This window comes from Paraburkholderia sediminicola, assembly GCF_046027355.1.
Taxonomy (GTDB): Bacteria; Pseudomonadota; Gammaproteobacteria; order Burkholderiales; family Burkholderiaceae; genus Paraburkholderia; species Paraburkholderia sediminicola_B.
This window is the reverse complement of record NZ_JAQQEK010000014.1, coordinates 94,031-108,194: the sequence shown is the minus strand read 5'-3', so window position 1 is coordinate 108,194 and position 14,164 is coordinate 94,031. Positions and strand designations below refer to the sequence as shown.

8 protein-coding genes, 1 tRNA gene and 1 pseudogene are annotated in these 14,164 nt (G+C 61.4%); 1 reads left to right on the top strand and 9 read right to left on the bottom strand.

Translation table 11 applies throughout. The annotated features are described in order from the left end of the window. Positions 1–22 precede the first annotated feature (22 nt). The 7 genes and pseudogenes from PQR42_RS23855 to PQR42_RS23825 form a co-directional block, all read right to left on the bottom strand. Entirely contained in the window at positions 23–2,647 is a 2,625-nt protein-coding gene (locus PQR42_RS23855; RefSeq protein WP_408386924.1) for an enterotoxin A family protein, read from the bottom strand. Between the two features lie 420 nt (positions 2,648–3,067). Then, a tRNA-Ile gene (locus tag PQR42_RS23850) sits at positions 3,068–3,155 on the bottom strand. Positions 3,156–3,308: 153 nt separating this feature from the next. Beyond that, on the bottom strand, positions 3,309–5,714 hold the full coding sequence (gene rpoD, locus PQR42_RS23845; protein ID WP_408386925.1) for an RNA polymerase sigma factor RpoD: 2,406 nt from the start codon (positions 5,712–5,714) through the stop codon (positions 3,309–3,311). Between the two features lie 91 nt (positions 5,715–5,805). After that, positions 5,806–7,677, bottom strand: coding sequence for a DNA primase (gene dnaG, locus PQR42_RS23840; protein ID WP_408386926.1), 1,872 nt, complete (start codon positions 7,675–7,677; stop codon positions 5,806–5,808). Positions 7,678–7,756: 79 nt separating this feature from the next. Next, a complete protein-coding gene (locus tag PQR42_RS23835) occupies positions 7,757–8,203 on the bottom strand; it encodes a GatB/YqeY domain-containing protein (protein WP_011490548.1) in 447 nt (148 codons plus the stop codon). 235 nt (positions 8,204–8,438) lie between these two features. Beyond that, a pseudogene (gene rpsU, locus PQR42_RS23830) lies at positions 8,439–8,651 on the bottom strand (30S ribosomal protein S21). Between the two features lie 68 nt (positions 8,652–8,719). Beyond that, positions 8,720–9,937 carry a BaiN/RdsA family NAD(P)/FAD-dependent oxidoreductase gene (locus PQR42_RS23825; RefSeq protein WP_408205296.1) on the bottom strand — a complete coding sequence of 406 codons (1,218 nt, stop codon included), beginning with the start codon at positions 9,935–9,937 and terminating at the stop codon, positions 8,720–8,722. Positions 9,938–10,058: 121 nt separating this feature from the next. Between PQR42_RS23825 and tsaD the strand changes: the two genes are divergently transcribed. Beyond that, on the top strand, positions 10,059–11,087 hold the full coding sequence (gene tsaD, locus PQR42_RS23820; protein WP_408386927.1) for a tRNA (adenosine(37)-N6)-threonylcarbamoyltransferase complex transferase subunit TsaD: 1,029 nt from the start codon (positions 10,059–10,061) through the stop codon (positions 11,085–11,087). 79 nt (positions 11,088–11,166) lie between these two features. On the opposite strand, the gene folE2 is transcribed toward tsaD, so the two are convergent. Then, entirely contained in the window at positions 11,167–11,973 is an 807-nt protein-coding gene (gene folE2 / locus PQR42_RS23815; protein WP_408386928.1) for a GTP cyclohydrolase FolE2, read from the bottom strand. Between the two features lie 254 nt (positions 11,974–12,227). Next, positions 12,228–14,135, bottom strand: coding sequence for a 1-deoxy-D-xylulose-5-phosphate synthase (gene dxs / locus PQR42_RS23810; RefSeq protein ID WP_408205299.1), 1,908 nt, complete (start codon positions 14,133–14,135; stop codon positions 12,228–12,230). Positions 14,136–14,164: the final 29 nt, after the last annotated feature.

Below are 14,164 nucleotides of genomic sequence, written 5' to 3'. Positions count from 1 at the left end.
TCGATAGACGGGCTCGCCACGGCTACATTCTGTACTCTTCCGTTTGTAGCTGTTCGACATACCGGCGCTCGGCTTCCTGTTCGCCAATCCACTGCCACAGTGTGTCTGGGGCGCAGTAATTGGACGACAGCGACTCCGACAGCCTCTGCATATCTTCCTTGCCTGTGGCAGGATTGATGTCGATCCGCCAGACGGGCGTGCCGTCCAGTTTGCGCACCTCAAGCTGGTTGGGCCCCGTCGACATCGCATAGAAGCCATCCCTGAAGAACCATGCAGCGTGATGTTCGGACAGCCACGTTGCGGCGTTAGCGCCATCCCCGGCAGGGATGTTGTTCACGTAGTCCAGAAAATTGTTTCCGGATGGCGGGTGCGTTCCGGGCACTTGCGTCACAAAGTGGGTGGTGCCGTACGGCAGCGCGGCGTCGGGATCCTGACTGAACTCATATAGCTGAAACTGATCGCCGGCTGTGTTTCCCCTGAAGGTATGGATGTTCGTCCCCGGCAGCGTGGCAGGCTGCCCCTTGTCATTGAGCGCGCGCCATTCCGAAGACGAACCTTGATCTGTGGCGCTGACATAGACCGCCTTGTTCACCACCCCTCCAGCGTTCAGAAATTTTCCGTCCTCGTCGTGAATGAGGTGACCGTTGCGATAGTCGAACACGCCGTTCCGGTTGTACGGATCCGACGGGACGTCGCCAACATAGACATAGCCCCTGCCGTCGACGCGAAGCACCTTGCCGAAGTCATCGGCCAGATGAAAGCGGCCGTCCTCGCCCCTGATGAAACTGGTCTTGGCCTCGTCGCCATAGCTGGCTGAGATGCCGGTATAGACGTAGTCATCGCTGAATGCGTAAAGGTGTGTGTAAGCGCCTTCATTGGCTGGGTTCAGCTGCAGGGGGCCGCGATAGTCCAGTCCTCGCGCTTGCCTGTCTGCCAGATAGTGAATCTTGTCTGTTGCGTGCCCATAGAATTCGGCGTTGACCAGATCCGGATTTTGTCCGGACGTGTAGGTCGTTTGCCCATCGCGATGGTTGACGGTCACGAAGGGTCTGTGAATCTCGTCAGCCCATGCTGGGTCAGTCGCCGGAAAATGGCTTAGTTGCGGTTGTGCGCCCGCCGTCCGGGTCTGGTCATAGATGTCCCAGCGATAGTCGGGATTGGCGACGTAAGCGCCAGGTTTGCCGTTTGCCACCTGTCGCCAGCCACGTATCTGCGTATAGTCAATACGTCCCATTGCGGCCACTTCCTGCGTCTGTGGTGCGCGAGCATGGCTGCCGAGGCTTGCGTTGACGTTGACCATGTTTGGGCTTGGCGCGACATAGTAGATGTAACCGTTCGTGGCATTCTTCTCGGAACCGTTGCCCGGCCCGGCGGGCAATCGCGCGATCGCGACGTCCGTAGTTCGGAAGGTGCCCAGATATCCGGCACTGTCGGTGCCCAACGGATTGGCGGCAACGTCAAAATCGTGCAGATCGAGATTGATGTCCCGCAGCCTGGTGCGTTCAGCGCTGAACCCACCCTGTTTCTTTAGCGCACTGGGCGCCACGTCCGACGGCCGGTAGAGCGCAAAGGGCTGGCGGTCTGCCGTCGAGTCGGCATCGCGCTTGAGTTCACGATACGTCTGGTGACCGGGAGGCTGATACCCGGAAGGGCCTGGCTGATCGAAAGCGGGTAATGGCGGCAAGTCGGCGCGCGGCGGTGTCAGCGAGCGGCCGAACATCATCCCGAAGCCATAGTCCAGATCACTCAAGGAGTGCGCACCAAATTCAGATTGCCGCTGATCCGGATTCGCGTAATAGACCGAATGAACCATGCTAATTCCACCGTATTCCGGATAAGCGTGGTGAAAATAATCGGTCAGGGCAGAGTGCATACTTTCAAAATTGCCGTAATCGAATACGCCGAAATTTGCATCGTATATTTGATAGTGATCGTTCAGGTAGTTTCCGGATGGGTTGCTTCTTTCTATGAGGATTGAATGCGATGCATTGGGCGCGTTGTTCACCCGGAGCGATAGCCGTGCAAAATCCACTTGTGGACCGCCAGCGTCCGCGCCGGCAAACCTGTTCCGCAAGTCTCGAGTCAGTTCATCAGGACTTCCGAGACCAACGGTTCCGGGCATTCTGATACGTCCGGGTATGTCCTGCTCGGGGTAAAAGAACTTCGCTTGCTCCTGCTGGAAACGCCGCACATCGCCGAGTGCCGATTCTCTTGTTTGAGGATTGCCTAGCCTCGTGCGAAGACGATCTGTCGCATCCATCAAATCTGGCGACCTGCCTGTCGTCACTTCATTCATTCCATACACCAGTAATCCAGTGCATAGGCCTTCGCCCGTCTCACCCTTGTTAAACCCTAGATTCTTGTAGTCCAGCCCGTTATAAATCGCGCCACCCTTTGCGAGCGCCTGAAAAGTAGCATGTCCCTTATCGATCTGGAACGGAGGTGGAGTCGTGGTTTGGGCGGGCGGGGGCGGCGTTCTACGCACACGCGGCAGGCTGGAGTGAGCAGCTGAGAATTCCTGCAGCTTCGCCTGAGCGGCTGACGGAATAATCGGCGTGCTGCCGGTTTGTGCGGTCGAGTGATCGTTCTGGTTTGACGGATCCGCTAACGGAATGGTCGGCGTGCTGCCGACAGCAAGCGTTGACATGTTCATGCCTGGCTGGATTGGAATGACTATGTCAACATAGTCATGTCGCGCCATGTAGTGCTTGCATAAGCTGTCCTCTACTCTTTTCCGCAAGGTGGAAACCAACTCATCTAGCCAATCGGCCACGAGCTTGGCATAGGCAGCGCATCCAGACCGACGGGGCAGGCTTCGTGAGAATCGGGCTCAGGGCCTCGATAAGAGCCGCGACGTACATGCCCGTCATGGTGTATCAGGCGGAGGTTCTTGAGGCGGTAGAAAAATTCTGACGGCCGCATTCGTGCGACTGACGATCATCGAAAGCCAGGATGATCGCCCAGACGGCAGGAAAGTGAGCAGCGTCCCTAGGCTACGTGACGGATTGCGCCGTAGCATACGGTCAATTTTCGAGCTAAGGAATTGCCTCAAAAATCGCTGAAAATTTGGTGGGCCGGGTCGGATTCGAACCGACGGTGTCCTTTCGGAGGCGGATTATGAGTCCGCTGCCTGCAACCAGCACGGCGTCCGGCCCAAGAAAAAAGACCCGGTCGTGAAGGCCGGGCCTATTCGTTGATTGGCCGACATACTACACGAAAAAGGGGCCTTCGCAACCGCTTCGCTACGGCGAAACAACCACGAGGCCCCTTCAAACCGCTACATCATTTGCAACGAACGGCTGCTTCGATCAATTCCCTTCGAGGAACGACTTCAGCTTGTCCGACCGGCTCGGATGACGCAGCTTGCGCAGCGCCTTCGCTTCGATCTGACGGATCCGTTCACGCGTCACGTCGAACTGCTTGCCGACTTCTTCGAGCGTGTGATCGGTGCTCATCTCGATACCGAAACGCATGCGCAGCACCTTCGCTTCACGCGGCGTCAACGAGTCGAGCACGTCCTTCACGACATCGCGCATGCTGGCATGCAAGGCGGCGTCGGCCGGCGCAACCGTGTTGTTGTCTTCGATGAAGTCGCCCAGATGCGAATCGTCGTCGTCACCGATCGGCGTTTCCATCGAGATCGGCTCCTTCGCGATCTTCATGATCTTGCGGATCTTGTCTTCCGGCATTTCCATCTTCTCGGCCAGCGTTGCCGGATCCGGCTCAAGACCGGTTTCCTGCAGAATCTGACGCGAGATGCGGTTCATCTTGTTGATCGTTTCGATCATGTGAACCGGAATCCGGATCGTGCGCGCCTGGTCCGCGATCGAACGCGTAATGGCCTGACGGATCCACCACGTTGCATACGTGGAGAACTTGTAGCCACGACGATATTCGAACTTGTCCACCGCCTTCATCAGGCCGATATTGCCTTCCTGAATCAGGTCGAGGAACTGCAGACCACGGTTCGTGTACTTCTTCGCGATCGAGATCACGAGACGCAAGTTCGCCTCGGTCATTTCGCGCTTCGCCTGACGCGCCTTCAGTTCGCCCGCCGCCATCTGGCGGTTGGTTTCCTTCAGGTCCTTCAGCGGCAGCACGACGCGCGCTTGCAGATCCAGCAGACGCTGTTGCTGTTCGCGGATAGCCGGAATGTTACGCGTGAGAATCGCGCTATACGCATGACCTTCACCGACGATCTTGTCGGCCCACTCGAGATCCGTTTCGCTGCCCGGGAAACGCGCGATGAATTCCGCACGCGGCATGCCGCACTTGTCGACCACCGTGTGCAGGATCTGACGTTCGACCTGACGCACTTCGTCCACTTGCGCACGCAGCGTGTCGCACAGACGCTCGACGGTACGCGCGGTAAAGCGGATCGTCATGAGCTCGTTCTGGATCGTTTCCTGCGCCTTCAGATACGACTTGGACTTGTAGCCTTCCTTCTCGAACGCGCGACGCATCTTGTCGAACCATTCGCTGATCATCGCGAATTTTTCGAGCGACGCACGCTTGAGCGCTTCCATCTGCGCTGCGTTGGCCGTGGCTTGCGCCGTGCCGTCGTCTTCTTCCTCGTCCTCTTCTGCGTCCTCTTCGACTTCCTCGTCTTCGCTCTCGATCGCTTCCGCTTCTTGCGCGGAGAAACCGTCCGCGTCTTCCGCGTTGGCGTCGATCAGGCCATCGACCAGTTCGTCGATGCGAATTTCCTCATTCGCGACGCGTTCCGCCATCGCCAGAATGTCGGCGATCGTGGTCGGGCACGCGGAGATGGCCATCACCATGTGCTTCAGGCCGTCTTCGATCCGCTTGGCGATTTCGATTTCGCCTTCGCGCGTGAGCAGCTCGACCGTGCCCATTTCGCGCATGTACATGCGGACCGGGTCGGTGGTGCGGCCGAATTCCGAGTCGACAGTGGACAGCGCGACTTCCGCTTCCTCTTCCACTTCGTCGTCCGACGAAGCCGCCGGCGCGTTATCGTTCAGCAGCAGCGTTTCAGCGTCCGGGGCCTGCTCGTACACAGCCACGCCCATGTCGTTGAACGTGCTGATGATGCCTTCGATCGCCTCGGTCTCGGTGAAGTTGTCCGGCAGGTGGTCGTTGATTTCAGCGTACGTCAGGAAGCCGCGCTCCTTGCCGAGCTTGATCAGCGCACGCAGTTTGGAGCGGCGTTCCTCGAGTTCCTCGACCGTGCCCGGCTGTGACGACGCGAAAGCGTCTTTCAGCAGCGCTTTTTCCTTTGCACGACGGTCGCGAGCCTTGGCTTTTTCCACCTTGGCCGGAGCTGCAGCCGCAGGGTTTTCTTCGCTTTGGGTTGCGTCGTCATCGACGGGTACTTCGTTCAGCTTTTTCGTCATGGAGTTCGCCGTACCGGCTGTAGTCTCGACTCGCGGCTGGTGGACAACAGCCGTTTGAACCGTGGATACTGGAACCTCGCGCACTACCGCATCGTCCTGCGCGGCAGCCGCTTCCCTTGCGCTTCTGACACCCGACCCCTTCGTGGCCGGTACTGCTACAACTTTCGCCGCCCTGTCCGGCTCCGCTCGCGCAGCCGAAGTGGTCGAGGACTTCTTCCCGGCAACCTGTGCAACGCTAACCGCAGACGTTTTTCTGGCGGAAGAAACTAACCTGGCCTCGGTGACCTTTCTGGTCGGCTCCTTGGAGCTTGTGCCTGTTGTTTTCTTTCCGCCCGTAGTTCCGCCCGTAGTCTTTGCCATCGCATCGCCTTTTCGCCTTTGCTAGGAAAACCCTTAAAAAACAAACCGCTGGAAACCTTTTATTATAGCACTCCGGCTTCCTGCGCTCCGCCTACAGCCCGAGCTGGCGCTTCATGTCAGCCCGCTTCCGATTGAGCTCCGACAGCTCCGCAAACTCCTCCGGCGTGTGCCGGGATTGCCGCGAAAGCTGCTCGAGACGATCGCAGTAAGCGTCGTACCGCATCTTCAGGATCGCCGCCTTCAGTTCCTCTCCAACGATCCGTTCCTGCTCGCGCCGTTCCTCGATGACGGTCGCATCTTCCGGGTCCTTCAGCAGCAAATCCCGGACGTTTTCATCATAGTCTAGAATTTTGCGAAAGATTTCCTCGAAAGTTGGGGCGTTCGCGCCGTTTCGCAATAGGTCGGACAACAACTGAAACTCCGCCGAATCGCCCAGCGCACGCGCGTGCGTCGTCACTTCCTCGAACAACTCACCGTGCCGCGTGACCGTCAAAAGAGCCTGTTCGGCCTCTTCGTCCAGCACGGACACCGTGCGCGGATACATCACCAGATTGCGCAGCGTTTTTTCCTCGATCCCGGTCACACTGCGCCGGTCCTTGCGGGCCGGCGCCGCGCGGGCCGCCGCCGCGATTCGCGAATCGACCTCGCACAGCGCGGCGACTTCGTCGAACGGCACGTCGAGCCGATCGGCGAACATATGCATGATCTGGGCGCGCAGCGCGTTGGCCGGCAGCGCCTGCAGCAGCGGCTTGGCATCGAACAGCGCGCGGGCCTTGCCTTCCGGCTGGTCCAACTCCTTGCCGGTCAGCACCTCGTTCAGCATGAACTGCGACAGCGGCATGGCCCGCTCGACCTGTTCGGCGAAGGCCTCGGTGCCGTATTCACGCACATAGCTGTCCGGATCGTGCTCGGACGGCAAAAACAGGAACCGGATGGTCCGGTTGTCCGCCGCGTGCGGCAAACAGGCATCCAGTGCACGGCGAGCGGCGCGCCGGCCGGCCGAATCGCCGTCGAAACTGAAGATAACCGTGTCGGTCTGGCGCATCAGTTTCTGCACATGAATCGGCGTGCAGGCCGTGCCGAGCGTGGCGACCGCGTTCTGGAACCCCAATTGGGCCAGCGCGACCACGTCCATGTAGCCTTCCACGACCAGCACGTAGTGTTGTTCGCGGATCGCCAGACGCGCCTCGAACAGTCCGTACAGCTCGCTGCCCTTGTTAAATAAAGGCGTTTCGGGCGAATTCAAATATTTCGGCTCGCCGCCGTCCAGCACGCGGCCGCCGAAGCCGATCACCTGCCCCTTCACATTGCGTATCGGGAACATGACCCGCTCGCGAAAGCGGTCGTACCGGCGGTTCTGGCCCTGAGCGTCGGACTTTTCGCTGACGATCACCAAACCCGATTCGACCAGCGAATCGTCGCGGTAGTTCGGAAATGCCGCTTCGAGGTTCTGCCAGCCGTCCGGGGCGTAGCCGAGCCCGAAACGGGCCGCGATCTCGCCGGTCAAGCCGCGCTTCTTTAAATACTGGATCGCGACCGGCGCGCCGCGCAGTTGCTTGCGATAGAAGTCGCAGGCGGTCTGCATGACATCGGAAAGCGCGGTGGTGACCGCTTTGGACGCCGCCGGCGCATAGCCGCCGCCGGAACCGCCGCCACCATACCCGGGCGATGGTTCATTCGGCACGGTCAAGCCGACCGACTGTGCCAACTCATTGACTGCCTCGGGAAACGATGAACCGACGTGTTCCATCAGAAAACCGATGGCCGTGCCATGCGCGCCGCAGCCGAAGCAGTGATAAAACTGTTTAGTCGGACTAACCGTAAACGAGGGGCTCTTCTCGTTGTGGAACGGGCACAGCCCCATGAAGTTCGCGCCGCCCTTTTTCAACTGCACATACCGGCCGACCACGTCGACGATATCGACGCGGTTGAGCAGGTCCTGCAGGAATGACGGTGGAATCACAGTAAATGACGCTGCCTAAAAAGCTCAGCACCGCGCGCGCCGTCGAAAAACGGCACGCACAGCGCGGAAATACGGAAATTTACTTCGCGAGCGCGGCTTTGACTTGCGCCGAGACAGCGGTCATGTCGGCACGGCCGGCCAGCTTCGGCTTGAGCACGCCCATCACCTTGCCCATGTCCTGCGGGCCGGCTGCGCCGGTTTGCGCCACCGCGGCCTGCACTTCGGCAACGATCTCCGCCTCGGACATCTGTTCCGGCATATAAGCAGACAAGATCGCCAGTTCGGCCTTTTCCTTGTCGGCCAGGTCGGTGCGGCCAGCGGCTTCGAACTGGCTGATCGAGTCCTTGCGCTGCTTGATCATCTTGTCGATGACCGCGGTGATCGCGGTGTCGTCGAGCGTGATGCGCTCGTCGACTTCGCGCTGCTTGATCGCGGCGAGCAGCAGACGGACCGTGCCGAGGCGCTCGGTCTCACGTGCCCGCATGGCGGCCTTCATATCGTCGTTGATCCGGTCCTTGAGACTCATCACTCACCTGAATGCGTTGGAATTTGAAAAACCGGCCAGGCTAACCACCTCAACCCGCGCATCAACACGAATACCCGCTTGGGACTGCTTCCTCAAGCGGGTTGGCACACTCTGCGTTGTGGTTGCGACCCTGCCGGCTGGCCCGAAGGGCCGTGTTTTCCGTGATGGCACCTGTCGCGCCCTCACCGGTTGAATGTCGCCGCTCCGTTCGATGGGAACCGCGGCAACGCCAGAATCAGTAGAACTTCTTTGGCAGCATCTGGCCACGCAGACGCTTGAAATGACGCTTCACCGCAGCCGCCTTCTTGCGCTTTCGCTCAGCCGTAGGCTTTTCGTAAAACTCGCGAGCGCGAAGTTCCGTCAGCAAGCCGTTTTTCTCCATGGTGCGCTAGAACCGGCGCATGGCAACTTCAAACGGCTCGTTGTCTTTTACGCGGATGGTCGTCATTTTTCAATAACGGAACTTTGTAAAGGTTCAGGAGTATAGCAGAGCTTTCTCACAAAGCCAGAGCGCCGTCAAGCCCCTCTGGCGTACTCCGAGGCCGCCTGGCCGGCCGCTACACCCGATGCCCACGCCCACTGAAAGTTGTACCCGCCAAGCCAACCGGTGACGTCGACGGCTTCGCCGATGAAGTACAAGCCCGGCGCGCGCGCGCTCATCATCGTCGATGACGACAGGTCGCGCGTGTCGATGCCGCCGCGCGTCACTTCGGCCTTGCGATAGCCTTCCGTGCCGTTCGGAGTGAGCGTCCAGCGCGATAGGGCTTCGCCTACGCGGCGCAGGGTTTTGTCCGGCAAATCGGCCACGCGAGCTTCGGCGGGAATCTGATGGGTTTCCAGCCAGACATGAGCGAGCCGCTGCGGCACCCATTCCGACAACAGATTGGCGATCTGGCGCTTCGTGCCGGTTTTCGCTTCGAGCAAGGCGGTCGTGGCGTCCTGTTCCGGCAGCAGGTTGATGTGAATCGGCTCGCCGGGCTGCCAGTAGCTGGAAATTTGCAGCACGCCCGGGCCGGAAAGGCCGCGGTGGGTGAGCAGCAGGTCTTCGTTGAAGTCGGCGCCGGTTTTCTTGTTGCCGGTCGCCAGTTGCACTTCCAGCGAGACACCTGACAGCGCCGAGAACGGCTCCCAGTCGGCTGCGGCGAAGGTCAGCGGGACCAGCGCGGGGCGCGTATCGATCAACTTGTGACCGAACTGCTTGGCAAGACGGTAGGCGAAATCGGTGGCGCCGATCTTGGGAATCGACAGTCCGCCGGTCGCGATCACCAGAGCGCGCGCCGCGATGGGTCCCGACTGCGTATCCAGCGTGAAGCGCCCTTCCGAATCCTGCCGCACCTGCTCGACCGACAGCGGCGTGCGCCATGCCACGCCGCCCGCATCGCACTCGTTCTTCAGCACATTGATGACCGCGTCGCTCGACTGGTCGCAGAAGAGTTGGCCTTTGTGCTTCTCGTGCCACGTCACATGATGGCGCTTGAGCAGCGCCATGAAGTCGCGTGGCGTGTAGCGCGCGAGTGCCGAGCGGCAAAAATGCGGGTTGGCCGACACGTAATTGGCCGGGCCGGCGTACAGATTCGTGAAGTTGCAGCGGCCGCCGCCGGAGATGCGGATCTTCTCCGCGAGACGCTGCGAGTGGTCGATCAGCACCACGCGACGGCCGAGTTGCCCGGCCACGGCCGCGCACATCATGCCGGCCGCGCCCGCGCCGATCACTGCGATATCGAAGGATTCCATGGGGCCGCATTGTACCCGCGCGTCGGCGGCGCCTTGCCCGCACTGCTATACTTTCAGGCTTGCCTTCTCACTTCCGGGCGCCGGGGTTTTGTCACTTCAGCGTCCGCTCAAGCCACCCATCATGCTCGTTCTCGGCATCGAAAGCTCCTGCGACGAAACCGGTCTCGCGCTCTACGACACGAAGCGCGGTCTGCTCGCGCACGCGCTGCATTCGCAAATTGCGATGCACCGGGAGTACGGCGGCGTGGTGCCGGAGCTGGCCTCGCGCGATCACATCCGGCGTGCGCTGCCGTTGCTCGAAGAGGTGATGGAACGCGCCGGCACGGCCCGCGGCGACATCGACGCGATCGCTTATACGCAAGGCCCGGGTCTCGCGGGCGCGCTGCTGGTCGGCGCGAGCGTCGCCAATTCGCTGGCCATGGCGTGGGACAAGCCGACCATCGGCATTCATCATCTGGAAGGGCATTTACTGTCGCCGCTGCTGGTGGATGAGCCGCCGCCCTTCCCGTTTGTCGCGCTGCTGGTATCCGGTGGCCATACGCAACTGATGCGTGTGACCGACGTGGGCGTCTACGAGACGCTCGGCGAAACGCTGGACGACGCGGCCGGCGAAGCCTTCGACAAAACCGCCAAGCTGCTCGGCCTTGGTTATCCGGGCGGCCCGGAAGTCTCGCGCATGGCTGAATTCGGCACGCCGGGCGCGGTGGTCCTGCCGCGTCCCATGCTGCATTCCGGCGACCTGGACTTCAGCTTCAGCGGCTTGAAGACCGCTGTCCTCACGCACGCGAAGAAGCTCGGCGGCTCGAATATCTGCGAGCAGGCGAAAGCCGATCTGGCGCGCGGTTTCGTCGATGCGGCAGTCGAGGTGCTGGCGGCGAAGTCACTGGCCGCGCTCAAGAAGACGAAGCTCAACCGGCTGGTCGTCGCGGGCGGTGTCGGCGCGAACCGGCAATTGCGCGAGGCGCTTTCCGCCGCGGCGAAGAAGCGGAATTTCTACGTGCACTATCCGGACTTGTCGCTGTGTACGGACAACGGCGCGATGATCGCGCTGGCCGGCGCCTTGCGACTGCAACGCTGGCCCGATCAATCGGGCAAGGACTACGCGTTCACGGTGAAGCCGCGCTGGGATCTGACGTCTCTCGCGCGCTGAGTCCCGTATCGTTTGGCCGTAAAAAAAAAGCCGCTTTCAAAAGAAGCGGCTTTTTTACTGCGGTCAGCTGCAGCGCGTATCAAGCCACGCGCTTATCCCGCTCGATCACCGCGTACGCGCTGTGATTGTGAATCGACTCGAAGTTCTCGGCTTCGAGCACGTAGGCGACGATCCGTTCGTCCGCATTCAGACGCTGCGCGACGTCGCGCACCAGGTCTTCTACGAACTTCGGATTTTCGTACGCGCGCTCGGTCACGAACTTCTCGTCCGGGCGCTTGAGCAAGCCCCATAGTTCGCACGAGGCTTCTTCTTCGGCGATACGGATCAGTTCTTCAACGGCGACATCGCCGGCCAGTTCGGCGTTGATCGTGACGTGCGAGCGCTGGTTATGCGCGCCGTACTGCGAGATCTTCTTCGAGCACGGGCACAGGCTCGTCACCGGCACCAGCACCTGCAGGAACAGACGCGTCGCGCCATTGCGAGTCTCACCCGTCAGCGTGACTTCGTAGTCGAGCAGGCTTTGCACGCCCGACACCGGTGCCGTCTTGTTGACGAAGTACGGGAACGACACCTCGATGCGGCCGGCCTCGGCTTCGAGCTTTTCGAGCATCGCGGCGAGCATGGTGCGGAACGTGGCCGGCTCCAGCGGCGCCTTGTTCTCTTCGAGCAAGGCGACGAAACGCGACATGTGCGTGCCCTTCTGCTCAGCCGGCAGATGCACGTCGAGGTTCCACGTACCGACCGTCGGCTGCACCTCGCCGCCTTGCGTGCGCACCGTCAGCGGATGGCGCACGGCCTTCACGCCGACGCGTTGAATCGGGATCTGACGAGTGTCGGGCGTGCTTTGCACGTCGGGCATCACAAAGGCGGGATTCATCTGATTCATTTCTTGTCCTTTCAGGAAACGCCGGACCGCCTCAAGTCTTCGCCCCGAAGGAAGTCCCCTTCGGGGATTCCCTCGCGAGGGCTGTCGCGAAGCGACAGGTTCGGCGGCTCCTGGCGGCCGCGCGGATCAAGGCGCGCAACGGCGAACGCCGGCCCCTGCCGGCGTTGGATGATGGGCCCGAAGGCCCACCGATTCAAGTTGGAGATTGCTTATGGCCGCCATGGCACGGCGGCCGCACCGCGAGCGGCGCCGCTTTACGCGACGCGCTTCACCGACGACTGGCCGCCGACCGCGCCGCTCGACAGGAAGCGCTCGCGGATCGACTTGGTGATACCCGCGGCGTCGAGACCACACGCGGCGAGCAGCTTGGCCGGGTCCCCATGATCGATGAACCGATCGGGAAGGCCCAATTGTAGTACGGGTCGCATAACCCCACTTTCAAGCAGGGCTTCGACGCAGGCCGAGCCCGCGCCGCCCATTACGCAGCCTTCTTCGACCGTGACGATGGCGTCATGCGTCTCGGCCAACTGACGGACCAGATTGGCGTCGAGCGGCTTCACGAACCGCATGTTCGCGACGGTCGCGTCCAGTTGCTCGGCGGCTGCCAGCGACGGCGCCACCATCGTGCCGAAAGCCAGAATCGCAATGCGCTTGCCAGCCGGCTGCGACGTTTCGCGACGAATCTCGCCCTTGCCGAGCGGCAACGCCACCATCTGCTTGACAGTGGCGACGCCGGTGCCGGCACCGCGCGGATAGCGCACCGCCGTCGGGTTCGGCTGCTGCAACGCCGTGTACAGCATCTGGCGGCATTCGTTTTCGTCCGACGCGGCCATCACGGTCATGTTCGGAATGCAGCGCAGGAACGCCAGGTCGTAAGCACCCGCGTGCGTTGCGCCGTCCGCGCCGACCAGACCCGCGCGGTCGATGGCGAACACCACCGGCAGGTTCTGCAGCGCGACGTCGTGAATCAGTTGGTCGTAAGCGCGTTGCAGGAAAGTCGAGTAGATCGCGACCACCGGCTTCATGCCTTCCGCAGCCAAACCGCCCGCGAACGTCACCGCGTGTTGCTCGGCGATGCCGACGTCGAAGTAACGGTCCGGGAAGCGCTTCTCGAACTCGACCATGCCCGAGCCTTCGCGCATGGCCGGCGTGATGCCGACCACACGTGCGTCGAGCTCGGCTGCGTCGCACAGCCATTCGCCGAACACCTGCGTGTAGGTCTTCTTCGACGGCGTGGTGGCTGGCTTGATACCTTCGGCCGGATTGAACTTGCCCGGGCCGTGGTACAGCACCGGATCGGCTTCGGCCAGCTTGTAGCCTTGGCCCTTCTTCGTCACGACGTGCAGGAATTGCGGACCGCGCAGTTCCTTGATGTTCTGCAGCGTCGGGATCAGCGAATCGAGATCGTGCCCGTCGATCGGGCCGATGTAGTTGAAGCCGAACTCTTCGAACAGCGTGGCCGGCACGATCATGCCCTTGGCGTGCTCTTCGAGCTTGCGGGCGAGATCGAGCATGGGCGGCGCGACGCGCAGCACGCGTTCGACGCCGGCACGCGCGGCGGCGTAGAAGCGGCCCGACATCAGGCGCGCCAGATGGCGATTCAGCGCGCCGACCGGCGGCGAAATCGACATGTCGTTGTCGTTCAGGATGACCAGCAGCGGCACGTCGTCTTCGACGCCGGCGTTGTTCATCGCCTCGAACGCCATGCCGGCCGTCATTGCGCCGTCGCCAATCACGGCGATGCCCATGCGGTTGTCGCCCTGCAGCTTGCTTGCGACCGCCATGCCGAGCGCGGCGGAAATCGACGTGCTGGAGTGCGCCGTGCCGAAGGTGTCGTATTCCGACTCGTCACGTTTCGGGAAGCCCGAGATGCCGCCCAGCTGACGCAGCGTGTGCATCTGGTCGCGGCGGCCCGTCAGGATCTTGTGCGGATAGGTTTGATGGCCGACGTCCCACACGATCCGGTCGCGCGGCGTGTCGAACACATAGTGCAGAGCAATGGTCAACTCGACCGTGCCGAGGTTGGACGAGAGATGGCCACCCGTCTGCGATACGCTGTCGAGCACGAAGGCACGCAACTCGTCGGCAAGCGGTTGCAGTTGGCGGCGATCGAGGCGGCGCAGGGCTGCCGGGTCGTCAATGGTTTTCAGCAAGTCGTACATCGTCGTTCCATTGTAGGAAAACTTACGCG

Excerpts from the sequence above, each read along its gene's own strand:
- PQR42_RS23855 (WP_408386924.1), bottom strand. The coding sequence starts at position 2,647 with ATGTCAACGCTTGCTGTCGGCAGCACGCCGACCATTCCGTTAGCGGAT.
- rpoD (WP_408386925.1), bottom strand. The coding sequence starts at position 5,714 with ATGGCAAAGACTACGGGCGGAACTACGGGCGGAAAGAAAACAACAGGC.
- PQR42_RS23835 (WP_011490548.1), bottom strand. The coding sequence starts at position 8,203 with ATGAGTCTCAAGGACCGGATCAACGACGATATGAAGGCCGCCATGCGG.
- PQR42_RS23825 (WP_408205296.1), bottom strand. The coding sequence starts at position 9,937 with ATGGAATCCTTCGATATCGCAGTGATCGGCGCGGGCGCGGCCGGCATG.
- tsaD (WP_408386927.1), top strand. The coding sequence starts at position 10,059 with ATGCTCGTTCTCGGCATCGAAAGCTCCTGCGACGAAACCGGTCTCGCG.
- folE2 (WP_408386928.1), bottom strand. The coding sequence starts at position 11,973 with ATGAATCAGATGAATCCCGCCTTTGTGATGCCCGACGTGCAAAGCACG.
- dxs (WP_408205299.1), bottom strand. The coding sequence starts at position 14,135 with ATGTACGACTTGCTGAAAACCATTGACGACCCGGCAGCCCTGCGCCGC.